The sequence below is a fragment of the Roseibium sp. R5 genome (assembly GCF_055755305.1).
This window is the reverse complement of record NZ_CM146910.1, coordinates 4,629,149-4,644,334: the sequence shown is the minus strand read 5'-3', so window position 1 is coordinate 4,644,334 and position 15,186 is coordinate 4,629,149. Positions and strand designations below refer to the sequence as shown.

General features: G+C 57.6%; 12 protein-coding genes. 7 read left to right on the top strand and 5 right to left on the bottom strand.

The features are described 5' to 3' along the window. Positions 1-262: 262 nt before the first annotated feature. A complete protein-coding gene (locus AC0J4F_RS21620; protein ID WP_473024654.1) occupies positions 263-808 on the bottom strand; it encodes a LuxR C-terminal-related transcriptional regulator in 546 nt (181 codons plus the stop codon). Between the two features lie 83 nt (positions 809-891). Between AC0J4F_RS21620 and AC0J4F_RS21615 the strand changes: the two genes are divergently transcribed. The 3 genes from AC0J4F_RS21615 to AC0J4F_RS21605 all read left to right on the top strand — a co-directional run bounded on the left by AC0J4F_RS21615 (position 892) and on the right by AC0J4F_RS21605 (position 4,741). Beyond that, on the top strand, positions 892-2,427 hold the full coding sequence (locus AC0J4F_RS21615; RefSeq protein WP_473024653.1) for a class I adenylate-forming enzyme family protein: 1,536 nt from the start codon (positions 892-894) through the stop codon (positions 2,425-2,427). After that, positions 2,420-3,223, top strand: a complete 804-nt coding sequence (locus AC0J4F_RS21610; protein WP_473024652.1) for an SDR family NAD(P)-dependent oxidoreductase — start codon at positions 2,420-2,422, stop codon at positions 3,221-3,223. The genes AC0J4F_RS21615 and AC0J4F_RS21610 overlap by 8 nt, the downstream gene beginning before the upstream one ends. 162 nt (positions 3,224-3,385) lie before the next feature. Then, positions 3,386-4,741 (top strand): PP2C family protein-serine/threonine phosphatase, encoded by a 1,356-nt coding sequence (locus tag AC0J4F_RS21605; protein WP_473024651.1) that lies wholly within the window; start codon positions 3,386-3,388, stop codon positions 4,739-4,741. A 4-nt stretch (positions 4,742-4,745) separates the two neighbouring features. Here the strand turns inward: AC0J4F_RS21605 and AC0J4F_RS21600 are convergent, their stop codons facing one another. Then, positions 4,746-5,279 carry a PilZ domain-containing protein gene (locus tag AC0J4F_RS21600; protein ID WP_209177289.1) on the bottom strand — a complete coding sequence of 178 codons (534 nt, stop codon included), beginning with the start codon at positions 5,277-5,279 and terminating at the stop codon, positions 4,746-4,748. 397 nt (positions 5,280-5,676) lie between these two features. On the opposite strand from AC0J4F_RS21600, the gene cysD reads away from it, so the two are divergent. Both cysD and cysN read left to right on the top strand, forming a co-directional pair. Then, entirely contained in the window at positions 5,677-6,597 is a 921-nt protein-coding gene (gene cysD / locus AC0J4F_RS21595) for a sulfate adenylyltransferase subunit CysD (protein ID WP_209177807.1), read from the top strand. After that, a complete protein-coding gene (cysN, locus tag AC0J4F_RS21590; protein ID WP_473024650.1) occupies positions 6,597-8,531 on the top strand; it encodes a sulfate adenylyltransferase subunit CysN in 1,935 nt (644 codons plus the stop codon). Before cysD ends, cysN begins: the two co-directional genes overlap by 1 nt. 220 nt (positions 8,532-8,751) lie before the next feature. Here the strand turns inward: cysN and AC0J4F_RS21585 are convergent, their stop codons facing one another. Further along, positions 8,752-9,228 carry a YbaK/EbsC family protein gene (locus tag AC0J4F_RS21585; protein ID WP_473024649.1) on the bottom strand — a complete coding sequence of 159 codons (477 nt, stop codon included), beginning with the start codon at positions 9,226-9,228 and terminating at the stop codon, positions 8,752-8,754. 238 nt (positions 9,229-9,466) lie between these two features. Between AC0J4F_RS21585 and AC0J4F_RS21580 the strand changes: the two genes are divergently transcribed. After that, on the top strand, positions 9,467-9,655 hold the full coding sequence (locus tag AC0J4F_RS21580) for a hypothetical protein (protein WP_133951090.1): 189 nt from the start codon (positions 9,467-9,469) through the stop codon (positions 9,653-9,655). A 97-nt stretch (positions 9,656-9,752) separates the two neighbouring features. Here the strand turns inward: AC0J4F_RS21580 and AC0J4F_RS21575 are convergent, their stop codons facing one another. Next, positions 9,753-10,919 carry an FAD-dependent oxidoreductase gene (locus tag AC0J4F_RS21575; RefSeq protein WP_133951088.1) on the bottom strand — a complete coding sequence of 389 codons (1,167 nt, stop codon included), beginning with the start codon at positions 10,917-10,919 and terminating at the stop codon, positions 9,753-9,755. Positions 10,920-10,993: 74 nt separating this feature from the next. Here AC0J4F_RS21575 and mnmC2 point away from each other — a divergent pair, with 74 nt between their 5' ends. Continuing rightward, the gene (gene mnmC2, locus AC0J4F_RS21570; protein WP_133951086.1) at positions 10,994-11,758 is read left to right on the top strand and encodes a tRNA (5-methylaminomethyl-2-thiouridine)(34)-methyltransferase MnmC2; all 765 of its coding nucleotides are present in this window, start codon (positions 10,994-10,996) and stop codon (positions 11,756-11,758) included. 6 nt (positions 11,759-11,764) lie between these two features. On the opposite strand, the gene AC0J4F_RS21565 is transcribed toward mnmC2, so the two are convergent. Continuing rightward, positions 11,765-14,833: an EAL domain-containing protein gene (locus tag AC0J4F_RS21565; RefSeq protein ID WP_473024647.1), complete on the bottom strand. Its 3,069-nt coding sequence runs from the start codon at positions 14,831-14,833 to the stop codon at positions 11,765-11,767. Positions 14,834-15,186 lie beyond the last annotated feature (353 nt).

Here is a 15,186-nt window from a genome sequence, read left to right as displayed (position 1 = left end):
AGGGTGGTGACTTTAGATGCTTTAAATTGAAAATTGCAATCGACTTGTGCGACATGAGATTATTGCATGCATTGGTTTATTCATTACTTGCTTTCGCCTGAAGTGGATAATCTGGAAGGGTGTGCAAGCGATCGTTCCTCAGTGCGATGACTAAACCACACCTGAACAGAACGCGGTGTTGAACGGCTCCAGTGTGGAGCGGCATCTGTTTTGGTTGAATGAATTCAAAAGGCCGTGCAGCCGACGTTTTACATGCGGCGTCTTAGACCGGAACACCGGCGATGTGGGCGATCAGCTCCAGGCTGTTGCGGGCGTTGAATTTTTTCATCAAACGGGCCCGGTGAACCTCTACCGTGCGGTGGGAGATGTCGAGCGCGCGGGCGATCTCCTTGGACGTCAGGCCCTCGGCCAGCATGGTCGCCACCTGACGCTCGCGCACGCTCATGTCGGCGAGCGGCCGGTCTTCTGAAATATCGGCAAAACTCCAAATGGCCTTGGCGAAGGGGTGATCAGGGTCCCGCGACTGCCCGCGTACCCGGCACCAGAACAGAGCACCGGATTTCCGGCGCATGATCCGCTCGTCCTGATAGGTGCCGCTGCCCAGCATCTTGCTGACCCCGATCTTGCCGATGCGCAAGAACTCTTCCGAAGAGGGATAAAGCACCGACAGGGAGACACCGGTCAGCGCGGCGGTGTCATATTCAAACATCGCCGCAAACCGCGGATTGCATTTCCGGATGGTCCGGTCTTCTGAGTAAACCAGTCCGATCGGCGCATGCTCAAAGGCAAGGGCAGCCAGCTCCTCCATTCGATCTCCATTACGTGTTTTGCCGGAATATCCAGATAAAGCGCGCAAATAGTATCCGGAAGGGAGAAAAGGGAGGCAAGGGCATGAACCCGGCAGAATGGCTGAAACGCACAGCGGCAAAATCACCCGGCGCACCGGCGCTCTTCTCCGGTGTGCGCCAGGTGGCCGATTATGCGGCATTTGCGGAGACAGCCGGGGCGATTGCACACGCGCTTCAAGGCCGCGGCATTGCCAGAGGCGACCGGGTCGCGGTCTTCATGGCTAACAGCACAGCCTATCTTGAAGCGCTCTACGGCATTTGGTGGGCCGGCGCGGCTGCAGTGCCGATCAACGCCAAGCTGCACGGGCGGGAAGCAGCCTGGATGGTGGACGACGCCGGCGCAAAACTGGTTTTCTGTGATGGAAAATCCGCAAACGCCCTGTCTGCTCTTTTGTCTGGCGATGCACAGATTGTTATGACCGGCAGCGCGGACTTTGACGCCATGCGATCGGAAGCCCCGCGCTCAGAGCCCGTGCCTCTGGATGAGGCCGATCTCGCCTGGCTGTTCTACACCTCGGGCACCACTGGACGGCCGAAGGGGGTCATGATCACCTGCGGCAACATCGCATCGATGACGTACAACTTCTTTGTCGATGTGGATGAGGTCAAGTCGGGCGGGGCCATACTTTACGCTGCTCCCATGAGCCATGGCGCCGGGCTTTACAACTTCATGCATGTCTTGCGCGGTGCACGGCACGTCGTTCCGGAAAGCGGCGGATTTGACACTGAAGAAGTTCTTCGGATCGCGCCAACCCTAAAATGTGTCAGCATGTTCGCAGCGCCTACGATGGTGCGCCGGATGGTGGATGTTGCCAAGGCCCAGGGGCTCAACGGTATGGGGCTGCGCACCATCGTTTACGCCGGAGGGCCGATGTATGAGGCCGATATTCTGGAGGCGGTGGAGGTGATGGGAACCCGGTTTGTCCAGATCTACGGTCAAGGGGAATGCCCGATGGGGATCACTGCGCTCTCCAGGGCTGATGTGTCCGATCGCAGCCATCCAAGATGGCGGGACCGGCTGAATTCCGTTGGGACGGCGCAATCTTCCGTGCGGGTGCGCGTCGTTGATGAAAACGGCGAAGATCTTGCCGCCGGCGAGGTAGGGGAGATCGTTGTGCGCGGGGCAACGGTCATGAAAGGCTATTGGCAGAATCCGGCCGCGACCAAAGACACCCTTCGAAACGGCTGGCTGTGGACCGGCGACATGGGGCGGCTCGATCCGGACGGCTATCTGACGCTTCAGGACCGCTCCAAGGATGTAATCATTTCCGGCGGAACAAACATCTACCCAAGAGAAGTGGAGGAAGTGCTGCTCAGCCATCCGGCGGTGCATGAGGTTTCCGTGATTGGCCAGGAAGATCCGGAGTGGGGGGAGATCGTTGTTGCCTTTGTCGTGCGTCTCAACGGGCAAAACGTGGAAGCAGCCGAGCTTGATGCCCTGTGCCTGGAGCAGATCGCCCGGTTCAAACGGCCAAAGACCTACCACTTCGTCGAGGCGCTGCCGAAGAACAATTACGGCAAGGTCCTGAAGACCGAATTGAGACAAAAGCTGATGGATGGAGGGAACGAACATGAGTGATTTGACAAGAAAAACCGCCCTGGTGACCGGATCTGTTCAGGGCATCGGTTTGGCGATCGCACAAAGCCTTGCTGGCGCCGGCGCCCGGGTGGGTGTTCACGGTCTTGCGACAGCGGAGCAGGCCGCGGAGGCTGTGGCCGCTGTTGAGGCGGCCGGTGCACCGGAGGCCCGGTTCTTTGACGCCAACATGCGGGATGTGGCGGCCATTGAGGCGATGATGCAGGAGGTGTCTGACTGGGGCAGCGCGGACATTCTGGTCAACAACGCCGGCATCCAAAAAACCGCCAGCTACGCCGAGCTCGATGCGGCGACCTGGGAAGCCATCATCGATGTCAATCTGTCCGGCGCCTTTCACACGATGCGAAAGGCGCTGCCCGTCATGGCTGAGAAGGGGTATGGCCGGGTAATCAACATTGCTTCGGTCCATGGCCTCGTCGCATCGGTGAACAAGGCGCCCTATGTCGCCTCAAAGTTCGGCCTGGTCGGCATGAGCAAGGTCGCCGCGCTGGAATATGCCGCCGCCGGCACCAAGGCCAAAGGCGGTGTCACCGTCAACTGCATCGCGCCAGGCTGGACCGAAACGGCGATCATCGAGCCGCAGGTCGCCGCCCGCGCCGCCCTTCACGGCGGAGATCGGGATCTAGGTATTGCCGATCTTCTGGCCGAAAAACAACCGACCCGGCGCACCTCCGATCCATCGGAAATCGGTGCCTTGGCGCTGTGGCTGTGTCATCCGGTTGCCCACAATGTCACCGGCACGACCATCCCGGTCGACGGCGGGTGGACAGCGCAATAGACTTTTCTTTTTCTTCCTATGCACATGCAATTGGCCGCGCGGTCTCGTGCGGCCATCTTTGTTTGCGGGGGACGGGATGTTTGTTGCCCCTTGTGCTCTTGCCTTCGGGATGGTTCAACTCAAAAGCAACGTGGGCTTAAGCAACAACCTGAAAGGCATCTAATGGATCCGTCCGGCGAACGGTTCTCAAGCGCAAGTGCTGACCTTGAAACGCTGGTCGCGCTCTTAAAGACGCACGACATTTTTGCCTCCATGGACGAGCAGCACCTGCGAAACATTGCAGCTGCCTGTCCGATCGAAGATGCTGCTGCCGGGACGGTTCTGTTTCGCCGGGGCGATTCGGGGTCTTTTGCTTATCTTCTGGTGTCCGGTGAATTGTCGGTGGATGTCGACACGCCGCATGGCGACGTCACCCTGGCGGTGCTGACGGCACCGGACATGGTCGGTGAGATTTCCGTTTTCGCCCGCAGTCCCCGGACCGCGACCGTTCGCGCGCGCAGTGCAGTGCAGCTTCTGAGACTGGACCGCGATGTTGTCCGCGGTCTCTTGATCGATCATCCGGACGCCATCTTGACCATCATCGGCGCTCTTGGAAGCCGCCTTCAGGGGATGAACGGTGCCATAGCGACCTTGACCCAGGCCGCAGAAGCGCTCAGCAACGACGCGTTTCAACCCGGCATGCTGGAAACCTTGAAGGCGGAGGCGGGCCGGTTCGGGCAGTTCGCCCATGTCTTCGACAAGATGGCGGGCGAGATCCGGGAAAAAAGCGCGCAGCGCGAAGAAATGCGCATGGCGGCCAAGGTGCAGGGCTCCTTTCTGCCGTCCGGCATCGACCCGGGTGCATTTGGAAAAACATTCGACATCGCCGCATCCATGATCCCGGCCAAGGACGTTGGCGGGGACTTTTATGACTACTTCATGGTCGGAGACGCCAAACTTGGCTTTGCCATTGGCGATGTCTGCGGGAAGGGCATGCCGGCTGCCATGTTCATGAGCGTCTCGCGGATGATCTTGAAAACACTGGCGCGGGAAGGCCATCCACCTGGCACTGTAATCAGCCGCCTGAACGATGTGCTTTCCGACGACAATCCGGAATGCATGTTCGTGACGCTGTTTTACGGATGCCTTGATCTGGAAACCGGCACACTTTCCTATTCCAGCGCCGGACACGAAGACGTTTATTGGCTCGGCACCTGTGGGGACTGTGAGCGGGTCGAAAGCCTCGGACCAATCGCGGGTGTTTTTGAAAAAACGGACTTTCCAACCCGAACGCGTCAGATCGCGCCCGGCGATGGTGTGCTGCTGGTCACCGACGGTGTGACGGAGGCCCTCAATCCGAACGGGGAGCTTTATGGTCACGACCGGCTGAACCGCTTTCTTGAAACCTCAAAAAATGCGAGCGCAACAGGGTGGATCGAGACTTTAAACGCAGAAGTTTCAAGGTTTGCCGCCGAGGCAGCCCAATCCGACGACATCACCTGTCTTGCGATGATCTTTCAAGGATCTGAACCTGGGTGATTGGTCAGCGCCGCTTGCCGAAGGCGGGTTTGCCGGAGCTGGCCGGCCGGGTGCGCCGCACCTGCTGCTGCTGGGCGCGTTTGGCATCATCCATCATGTGCTGGCGGGTGAAAAAATTGTCAGGGCTGTCATGCAACAGGTCAATTTCGGACTTCAGCGCCTCTTCGGAGGTTTTCAGCGTCTGGGCACGCTGAGCCCCGACAATGCGTTTTTCGCTGATGAATTGAACACCCATCTTCAGCCCGTCTTCCCAGCGCTTTTCGCAAGTGACCTCGAAGTTCTCCAGGTCAATCTGCAGCTCGAATTGTGGCGGCGCCATAAAGGCGGTCTCGAACTGCAACATCGCTCCGCCATCGGAGAGGTTGCGCACGATGCAGGGGAAGGACCTCAGGCCGCCTTGGAAAATGATTTTGCCTTTTTTCAAGACACGCGTCCGCCGCGGGCGGTCGTCTGCCGTCCGGGCTTCCTGGCCGCTCACTGGCGCCTGTTCCTGTTTGTCTTCGGACATGACTGTTTGAACCGGTACTTCAAGGATCACATGCACATCGCCAATCATACTATTAATGAATGCTTTCCAATCGGTGAATCAGCCGAATGCTGCCAAGAGGATTGCACTAAAGCCGCGGAAATCCCCTGGAGCCCCACCGCTGAAAAAAGAGACAGATTTTATTATTGGCCGGAATCGTGGAATGCCATTCCTTGAATTGATTACCGCCCATTCTCTATCTCTAACGCATCACAAACGGGCATGAATTGAAAAATTTCAATAAGTTGCCTGACATGGCTTGCAAGGTCGAACACGTCCGAAATGGAGGATTGATCCACTCCATTTCGCGTGTCGGCAGTTTAATGGCATTTCCGGAAAATCGTCTGGACTGAGCCATCAGACAGAGTCACGGTAAACCGGTTTTGGGAAAACAACGGTTATGAACATAATGTCGGCAGACCTGACGCCAGAACGCCTGAGCAATTTGCGTCGGCTTGAGGCTGAGAGCATCCACATCATCCGTGAGGTGGCAGCTGAGTTTTCCAATCCGGTGATGCTCTATTCCATCGGCAAGGACAGTGGCGTCATGCTGCACTTGGCGATGAAGGCGTTTTATCCGTCGAAACCGCCGTTTCCGCTGCTTCACGTGGACACCACCTGGAAGTTCCGCGACATGATCACATTCCGGGACGAGACGGCTAAGCAGCTCGGTCTGGAACTCTTGGTGCATACAAACCAGGAAGGCGTGGAGAAGGGCATCAACCCGTTCGATCACGGCTCGTCGGTGCACACCCATATCATGAAGACCGAGGCGCTCAAACAGGCGCTCGACAAATATGGGTTTGACGCGGCTTTTGGCGGCGCGCGGCGCGATGAGGAAAAGTCCCGTGCCAAGGAACGGGTGTTCTCCTTCCGTAATTCCAGCCACGGCTGGGACCCGAAGAACCAGCGGCCCGAGCTGTGGAACTTGTACAATGCCCGGGTTGCCAAGGGCGAGAGCATTCGCGCCTTTCCGCTCTCCAATTGGACCGAGCTCGACATCTGGCAATACATCCTGACGGAAAACATCCCGATGGTGCCGCTCTACCTGGCCGCCAAGCGCCCCGTCGTTGAACGCGACGGCATGCTGATCATGGTCGACGATGAGCGGATGACCTTGCAGCCCGGCGAGGTTGTCCAGGAAAAGATGATCCGCTTCCGCACGCTCGGCTGTTACCCGCTGACAGGCGCGATTGAATCGGATGCCACGACCTTGCCGGACATCGTCAAGGAAATGCTGATTGCCCGCACGTCCGAGCGCCAGGGCCGCCTGATCGACAAGGACGAAAGCGCCTCGATGGAAAAGAAAAAGCGTGAGGGGTATTTCTGATGAGCGTTCTTGAAGACACCCTGACCAGTTCCGAAGCTGTTGCCGCCTATGTGGCTGCCCAGGAGCAAAAGGACCAGCTGCGGTTCCTAACCTGCGGCTCGGTGGATGACGGCAAGTCGACCCTGATCGGCCGCCTGCTTTATGACACCAAGCTGATATTCGAGGATCAGCTGGCAGCCCTTGAGCGGGACTCGAAGAAACACGGCACGGTCGGCGAAGACATTGATCTGGCGCTCCTGGTCGACGGGCTGGAAGCCGAACGCGAGCAGGGCATCACGATTGATGTCGCTTACCGCTTCTTTGCTACCGACAAGCGCAAGTTTATCGTCGCCGACACACCGGGCCACGAGCAATACACCCGCAACATGGCAACCGGCGCCTCAACCGCCGATCTGGCCGTTCTGCTGGTGGATGCCCGCCATGGCCTGCAGGTGCAGACCCGCCGCCATGCCTTCATTGCCTCACTGCTCGGCATCCGCCACGTGGTGCTGGCGGTGAACAAGATCGATCTCGTTGATTATTCCGAAGAGCGTTTTGACGAAATCCGGAAGGACTTTGAGACCTTCGCCAGCGGCTTTGACTTTGAAAGCCTGGTGGCGATCCCGATGTCCGCCCGCTTTGGTGACAATGTTACCGCCAAGGGCGGGAACATGGACTGGTTTACCGGTCCAACGCTCCTGGAGCATCTGGAAACGATCGAGGTGGGCGAGCATGAGCTGGAAGCTCCGTTCCGCTTCCCCGTGCAATGGGTGAACCGGCCGAACCTCGACTTCCGGGGGTATTCGGGAACGATCGCCAGCGGCCGAGTGGCTGTCGGGGATGAGATCGTTGTGGCAGGCCCTGCCAAAACCAGCACCATCAAGCAGATCATCGCGCCGACCGGCGAGGTGGAAGAAGCCCGCGCGGGCGAAGCCGTCACACTGACCCTTCAGGATGAGATCGACATCTCGCGCGGCGATCTTCTCAGCGCGCCGTCTGCCCGTCCGGATGTCGCGGACCAGATGGCCGCGCACCTCATCTGGATGTCGGAAGATGCGTTGCTGCCCGGCCGCTCGTATCTCCTGAAGATTGGCGCGAAGACGGTCAACGCGACGGTCACGGAGATCAAGCACAAAATCAACGTCAACACGTTCGAGCATGTGGCCGGCAAGACGCTGGATCTGAATGAGATCGCTTTCTGCAACTTGAGCCTTTCCTCTGACGTTGCCTTTGACCCCTATGAGGCCAACCGGACAACCGGGTCGTTCATCCTGATCGACCGGATGACCAACCAGACGGTTGGGGCGGGCATGGTGTGGTTTGCGCTGCGCCGAGCAACCAACATTCATTGGCAGGCACTCGATGTCGACCGCAAGGCGCGGGCCGACAAGATGGGTCAGCAACCGGCGGTGTTGTGGTTCACTGGGCTCTCGGGCTCCGGCAAGTCAACCATAGCCTCACTGGTTGAAAAGCGCCTGCACGCGGAAGGCCGGCACACCTACACGCTTGACGGCGACAACGTGCGCCACGGGCTCAACCGGGATCTCGGCTTTACCGATGCCGACCGGGTGGAGAACATCCGCCGGGTGGGCGAGGTTGCCAAGCTCATGGCCGACGCCGGGCTGATCACGCTGGTCTCCTTCATATCGCCGTTCCGTTCCGAGCGGCGGATGGCACGGGACCTGATGGGCGAGGGCGAGTTCATCGAGGTGTTTGTCGACACGCCGATCGAGGAGTGCAAGAAGCGCGATCCGAAGGGGCTATATGCCAAGGCGGAACGTGGCGAGATCAAGAACTTCACCGGCATCGACAGCCCTTATGAGGCTCCGGAAAACCCGGAAATCCGCATCAATAACGTCGGTCGTCCGGCGGAAGAGGTGGCGGATGAGATTGTTGCGTATTTGAGGACGCGCGGGTTCCTGAGTGTTCTCGGCATGGATGGTGACGGAATTTAGAGCGGCCTTACTCACTGCTCTGTCAATCACGACGGACCCCGGATCAGATCCGGGGCGGCGCGGAGAAACACAGCGCTTTATTTAATACCGTCCCGGATTTGATCCGGGACCGACCTCCCCACAGTAAATAACTCCGCAGTCCCGGCCTTCGAGCCGGGACCTGCAATTCATTTAAAAACTGCCGACGACCATCAAGCCGGGACCTGCATCTTAATTGAAATTAGCCGATAGCCACGGGTGCCTGACACACGTCCACCCACTCAGCGCTCGTGATCTCGGCCATCCGGTCCGGCGCAATGCGGACAGCTGCATTGGTCGCGCCTGCGGCCGGAATGACAACGTCAAACGCTTTCAGCGAGACATCGCAGTAAACCTTCAGCGGTGAGGGCAGGCCGAACGGGCAGACGCCGCCGACTGGATGGCTGGTGATCTCGACCACTTCCTCGGCGCTCAGCATCTTTGCTTTGCCGCCAAAGGCCGCCTTGGCCTTTTTGTTGTCCAGCCGCGCATCGCCGCGGGCAACCAGCAAGAACACCTCATCCTTGACCCTGAACGAGAGCGTTTTTGCGATCTGACCCGGCTCTACGCCATGCGCAGCTGCCGCCAGATCAACTGTCGCACTGCTGTCCTCCGTGACCAAAACCTCAAGATCCGGGGCGGCCTCAGCCAAATGGGCACGGACAGATTCAAGCGACATGCGAAGCCTTTCTCAAGAAGATGCGAAAATACAAACGAAGATCAAAACTTTCCAATGTTGACATCAGTCCTACATTGTCTGTGTGTAAAGCTTCCAATCTTGTGGAGATTGTAAACAATACGTTCACTATGTTTCCATAATTTGGACAGCGTCCTGTGGGAAGAAGGTTATCGTGACTGGTGGTTGTTATCCCGTGGCTATTAAGTGCCGGATGACTCTGAACAAATAGGATAAGCAAATGGCAAAAGCCATGCCTGCTGCAACTGAAGAGCGTAGCCGCCGACAAGGTCCAGGCGCCGCACGCGGGCCTAATCCTGCCAGCGTGCCGGACGGCGTAGTCTTTCTTATTGTCAAGAACGGTCTTTTTTGGGGCTCGATCGCCCTCTCTGGTGCCGTTCTTTACAGTGCAGCCTCGATTTTTTTCTAACCGCAGCGCCGGACGGCGGCATCGCGAATTATTTTTGGACAGACAACGGTCTGCCGTAACGCGTGTCGCCAGTGTAATCCCGATTTTCCGAGCTTTTTTATCGGCGGACAGTCAGGTCCGCATCCAGCCGGTTCAACCCAAAATGATGATCCGGGCGGAATGTCTCCGGCAACGGGATGCGCGGCGAGCCCCCGGAAATCTCGGCAACAAGCGCTTCGGCGATCAAATGCGCAATTCCGTAGGAAATCTTGAAGCCACCTGTGGCCGCAAAGGTCCGCTCCCGGCCGGGCAGGGCGCCGACCAACGGGTCGCGCTTGTTGCATCGTGGCCGGATGCCGGCCCATTCGGTCAGCACCTCGCGCCCGTTCAAAGAGGGACAGAAGGCGGTGGCTCGCCGGATCAGATCTGCCGAGCGGTCCGCGTCGACCTCGGTATCCTGCGCAGTCCGGTCTGACGTGCTGCCAATTGCGACGGTGCCATCGTCATGCGGAACCACATAGAGCCCGTCGCAATAGATGGCTGGCCGGTTTTCGAGGCCGCGGCCGTCCATCAAGAGGGCCTGTCCTTTTTCCCCCCGGCCGATTGCCTCGCCTGTGAGGGTTTCGATGAGATCAAAAGCACCATGCCCTCCCGCAATGACGAAATTCGTAGCATTGATCGTCTGCCCATCGCTCAGATGGACCGTATCCTTTGCCTCATCGAACCCGGAGACACGTGTTTCTTCCAACAAGAGGCCCTGTTTTGCCACGAAACTTGCCAATGCTTTTAAGTAAAGCCGTGGAGCAACACGGGCTGCCAGCGTTTCAAAGACGATACCGTGAGGGGCTGCGTCCGCGCTCAGCCAATCCGAACGGCTGCCCTGCGGTTCAACAACATAGGAAAAACCGGTGTCCGCCGGATGCCAGCGCTGCTTGCTCTCCTCGGCGCGCTCCAGATGGTGGTCCAGTTTGTCCTGTGTTGTCAGCGGCAAGATCCGGCCCAGGCGCTTGTAGCCGCAGGTGACGCCAGAGACCTGTTCCAGTTCTGTGATATGGCCGGAAAGGCTTGAGAGCGCTTGAAACTGGAACTCTTTCTTCGGGTTCCAGCGGGCTGGCATGTGCGGCATCAATGCGCCAAGCAGTCCGCCGCTGGCCCCCGCGCCAACATGACGGGTTTCAACGACGGCAACTTTCAGACCAGCCCTGAGCCCTGCATAGGCTATCGACAGGCCGAAAATACCGGCACCGGCAATTGCCAGGTCATATCGCTCAGAAGTGCTTGCCACGTTGGTCCCCGCGCTTGATCGGCTCTCTCGGCTCCCGTATGAGGAGCTGACAATTAGAGGCTTGGTTTAGTGGCGTGACGGACGAAGAGCAAAGAAAAACCGCTGCGGCGTTTGGCCCGCCGGACCTTGAGTGGCTGGACGGGGACGTGCCGCGCGCCGAGGGGTTTGCGGATACCTATTTCTCAAAAGCCGGCGGCCTTGACGAGACCCGGCATGTGTTCTTGTCCGGCAACGGCCTGCCTAAGCGTTTTGAGGGGCGCGAGAGCTTCACCATTGCCGAGTTCGGTTTTGGCACCGGTCTCAACTTCCTTGCGGCGGTCCAAGCGTTGGAAAGGGTCGCAAATCCACCGGAGCTGACGTTCATCTCGTTTGAACTTCATCCCATGACCAGCGAGCAGCTCCGCAGGGCGTTGGCCGCGTTCCCCGAATTGATCGATTGGCCAGAAAAACTGACGGCGATTTGGTCTCCGCAGCCAGGCTGGAACATCCTGCAGCTGGGGCGAGCGAGGTTGGTGCTCGGCGTAGGTGATGCCCGCGTGTTGATCGCGGAGCTTCAAAACGTGCCCAAAACGCTCGAACAAGCGGGATTCGATGCCATGCAAGTCGATGCCTGGTTTTTGGATGGGTTCAGTCCGGCAAAAAACCCGGAGCTTTGGGACGGAACGCTTCTTGGGGCTGCGGCAAACCTCACTGCCTCAGATGGGACACTCGCGACCTACACGTCTGCGGGATGGGTGCGCCGGAACCTGCAAGCAGCGGGTTTCGAGATTGAAAAGGTCAAAGGTTACGCCGGTAAGCGCGAAATGGTGATCGGCCAGAAGGCGGCATTGCGCACCTGAATCCGATTAACTGCCGGTGAGCGCCCGCGGCATGGCTGACTGGGTCAACCGGTGCTCGATCCAGTTGCTGTGCCAATCCAAAACGTCGTCTGCGGGCATTGGACGGGCAAAAGCGTACCCTTGTGCATACCGGCAGCCGTAGGTGTGCAATAATTCTGCATGTGCAGGCGTCTCGACGCCCTCTGCCAAAACGTCGATGTTGTACACCCGGCCTAGGGAAATAATGAGTTTGAGCAATTCCTGGTCCTGGGCATTGTTCAGGCTGTCATGCACAAAGCCCTGGTCGATCTTCAAGGTATCAATTGGCAACTGTTTCAGGTAGGCGAGTGAAGAGTAGCCGGTCCCAAAATCGTCCAGCGCAAAGCGGACTGACGATAGGCGGCAATTCCGGATGATCTTCGAAACACGCTCAATGTCACTGAGGGCATCAGTTTCCAGAAGTTCGATTTCGAGCTGACACGGTTCGACAGCCGGATGCTTCTGAAGGTGTTTGTTCAGTGTTTCTTCGAAATCGCTCGAGGTAAGCTGGAGGGCGCTCACATTGACACTGACGGTCGTGTCGAGGCCAACTTCATTCCACCGCTCAATCTGTTCAAGGGCATTGTCCAACACCCAGTTGCCAAGTTCGATGGCCACATCAGGGTGCCGTTCGATTGGCGGCAGGAACGCGCCTGGCATCAAAAGACCCTTTTCGGGATGTTGCCAGCGTATCAGCGCTTCGTAGCCAATGACTTCTTTCGTGGCGAGCCGGATTTTTGGTTGATAGTGCAGGCGGAAAGCGTCTGTTTTTAGGGCCTTTTTGGCATCCGCCACCTGAGCATAATACTCGGTGAGCCTGCGGTCCTGTTCCGGATCGAAGAACTTGTATTGGTTCCTGCCGGAGATCTTCGCCTCATACATTGCCTGATCGGCTTGCCGCTCCAACTGGTCGCCGTCAATCTCTTCCGTTTGAGGGTAGAAGGTGACGCCGATGCTGGCGGAGACGGATGCTGTTGCCGCGCCGAGCTTGAACTCCTTGGACGCAGCATCAAGGATCCGGTTCAGCGTGCTGACGCAGCTCTTCTCATCCGGAAGATCGGTGATGATGGCAACAAATTCATCGCCCCCGATGCGCGCCAGCGTATCCTCCGTCCGCAGCACTTTGGTGAGACGGTGGGCGACCGAGACCAGCAATTCGTCGCCGGCAGCGTGGCCATAGGTGTCGTTCACGGCCTTGAAGCCGTCGAGATCAATAAAGGCGATTGCAAGGGTATGGCCATGCCGGCGCGCACGCGCCATGGCCTGTTGCATAGTGTCTGCCAGAAGGACGCGGTTTGGGAGGCCGGTCAAGCGATCATAGCGCGCCAGATGTTCCAACTGGCGTTCGTGGGCCTTCATTTTCGTAATGTCGACGAACAGGCCGATGTAATTGGTGGTGTTGCCGCTTTCATCTTCAATTGCGCTGATGGTCAGGCGTTCTGCAAAGACGTCGCCGTCTTTCCGTTTGTTCCAGATCTCGCCCTGCCAAACACCGTCTTTCCGGAGCTTGGACCACATCGTCTGATAGAAGTCCGCGTCATGCTTGCCAGAACTGAGAATGCTCGGATTGTTGCCCAGGATTTCGTCCCGTTCATAGCCGGTAATGTCAGTAAAGGCCTGGTTGAAGTCGACAATCGCGCCATTAACGTCGGTGATGATGATACCTTCATCTGAGTGCGTGAAGACGTTCGCCGCCAGCTTCAGGGCATTCTCGGCCTTCTTTTGCTCGGTGATGTTCTGCGCAACGGCATAGATCAGTTGCCGGTCAGCATCGGCCCTGGCGGACCACCGCAGATGCTTCGGCTCACCACATGTACACAGGTAGCGATTTTCAAATCCGTCGATGTTCTCGCCCGCTTTCAAGTCTGAAAAAGTCTCTTTGGTGATTTCGCGATCATCGGGATGCACGAAGCCGATAAACGGCTGTTTGTGGAGATCTTCGCACTTAACACCGAGCAACAGTTCCCAGACAGCGTTGCTACGCAGTATTTTGCCATCAAAACCCACAATCAGATTGAGGGACTGTGACTGGTTGAAGAACGTCTCTAGGTCCCGTTGGCTGCGTTTGCGCTCTTCGACTTCTTCTGTCAGTTCGCGCGTCCGGTTGCGGACCCTGGTTTCAAGAGTTTCGTTCAGATTGATGAGCTGGAGTTTTGAAAGGCGGAGCCGATTGTTGAAACTGCTCAAGGTGAAATAGCGCCACACAAGGAAAGCAACGGTCAGTATCACCAATATGGCCAGCATTCCGCCGAATACCCGCCTCGTTGTCCAAAAGGGATCAGGCGCGCCGTACCATCGTTTGTAGATTTTTTTGTAATCAGGCGAATTCACAAAGGATGCGACTGCAGCACTGAACAAGACATGCAGATCAGAGCGGTCGTTTCGAAAGCGCAGCCCGCGTGGTATCTCTTTCAACGCCGTGCCGGTGATGCGGATTTGGTCTTCGACGCCGATGTTCCGCGCAAGGGCTTGAAACACTGTGTCGGGGTAGACAACGGCATCCACAGCGCCGGAGAGAAGGCCCAAGAGAGCTTTCTCACCGGTCGGGTAGATCTCAAGCTCTACGTCTCTGCGGTCGCGCAGAAGAAACAATCCAACATTCCGCTCCACCACGCCAACCTTCTTCTGGTGCAATGCACTGATCAGGGTTGGAACAACATCCCCCTCCCGGATAAAGGCCACGATCCGGAAGGTTTCGACGGGAGGGGTGAACAGGTTGTTGGACTTGCGCTCGGACACAATGCCACTGTTCGGGATGAGATCGGCTTCGCCCGCTTCGAGCAGTCGGATGGCTTCTATGAAGTTTGGAGCAACCTTGTATCGAACTGTCAGATTCAGTTCTTTGGCAAGATGGTTCAAAACGTCGATTGCAAATCCGGCTGGATTGCCATCCTCGTCCAGGCTGTATTGCGGCGGCCAATTGGCCGGGACGGCTGCAATAATTTCGGTGCTGGTTGTCTGCGCGCCGAGATGGCCTTTGCCCGGAGGCGCGGCTTCCGTAACGGTTGAAAACACCAGAGCGCCGGCAAAAGCCAAAAGAAGGAACAGCACTCTCATATGTTCGATTGCCCCACCGTTGCACCCGTCGCCCGAAGGCCGCCGCCAGAAAGATATAGCGGGCGTTCTGTCACATGGGTCAGCATGTTTGAAACAAACGAGTGATCCATGTTCCGACTTCTGCAAAGGCTATATTTGAACAAGTGAATATTCGGATAAAATACTCACATATATGTACAAATACGATCGAAACACTTTGTTGAATTGCTTTGTTTGATCCGTATTTTTGTCAGTATTTGGGATTGTCCGCTGCCGGTGCGGCCGGTAGGCTTGCTCGCGGATTGTTCGTTGCCTTTCTGAACACTCCCAAGTTTGGCAGGTGTCACTGCCAATGATAGGTCTGAACGGCACGG

Coding starts and splice junctions, on each gene's coding strand:
- AC0J4F_RS21615 (WP_473024653.1), top strand. CDS start 892: ATGAACCCGGCAGAATGGCTGAAACGCACAGCGGCAAAATCACCCGGC.
- AC0J4F_RS21585 (WP_473024649.1), bottom strand. CDS start 9,228: ATGTCGCTTGAATCTGTCCGTGCCCATTTGGCTGAGGCCGCCCCGGAT.
- AC0J4F_RS21610 (WP_473024652.1), top strand. CDS start 2,420: ATGAGTGATTTGACAAGAAAAACCGCCCTGGTGACCGGATCTGTTCAG.
- AC0J4F_RS21620 (WP_473024654.1), bottom strand. CDS start 808: ATGGAGGAGCTGGCTGCCCTTGCCTTTGAGCATGCGCCGATCGGACTG.
- AC0J4F_RS21580 (WP_133951090.1), top strand. CDS start 9,467: ATGGCAAAAGCCATGCCTGCTGCAACTGAAGAGCGTAGCCGCCGACAA.
- cysN (WP_473024650.1), top strand. CDS start 6,597: ATGAGCGTTCTTGAAGACACCCTGACCAGTTCCGAAGCTGTTGCCGCC.
- AC0J4F_RS21565 (WP_473024647.1), bottom strand. CDS start 14,833: ATGAGAGTGCTGTTCCTTCTTTTGGCTTTTGCCGGCGCTCTGGTGTTT.
- AC0J4F_RS21605 (WP_473024651.1), top strand. CDS start 3,386: ATGGATCCGTCCGGCGAACGGTTCTCAAGCGCAAGTGCTGACCTTGAA.
- cysD (WP_209177807.1), top strand. CDS start 5,677: ATGTCGGCAGACCTGACGCCAGAACGCCTGAGCAATTTGCGTCGGCTT.